Annotated in this window: 2 pseudogenes; both read left to right on the top strand. The window is 53.3% G+C overall.

Annotation, left to right across the window (positions count from 1 at the left end):
- A pseudogene (locus tag CWM53_RS30505) lies at positions 1–115 on the top strand (alpha/beta hydrolase); the annotation flags it as partial.
- Positions 116–180: 65 nt separating this feature from the next.
- Positions 181–360: pseudogene (locus tag CWM53_RS11790) on the top strand (MFS transporter); the annotation flags it as partial.

Genomic DNA, 360 nt, shown 5'->3' with positions numbered 1-360 from the left:
AGAGAAAGCGCTGGTGATTGTCCCTGGCGCAAACCACGTCGATCTCTATGACAACGTCGCGGGCAAAATTCCCTTTGCTACATTCACGCAATTTTTCAAAACCAACCTGCAATAGCTCTCCTGTGCCGGAGACATCCCCAAAGCCGCCTGCAGGCGGCTTTGTTTTGTCGGAGATAAATAATGTCTGGATTACATAATACCCGCGCATACTGGAGCGGCGTCCTGGCGATGACGCTCTGCGTATTTGTGCTCATTGCCTCAGAGTTTATGCCGGTCAGTCTGTTGACACCCATCGCGGGTGATTTACACATTACCGAGGGATTAGCAGGCCAGGGGATCGCGCTTTCTGGCGCGCTGGCG

Source organism: Klebsiella sp. A-Nf5 (assembly GCF_002810545.1).
In the GTDB taxonomy this organism is placed as follows: Bacteria; Pseudomonadota; Gammaproteobacteria; order Enterobacterales; family Enterobacteriaceae; genus Klebsiella; species Klebsiella variicola.
The sequence above is the reverse complement of the archived record's forward strand: the minus strand, read 5'-3'. Positions and strand labels throughout refer to the sequence as shown.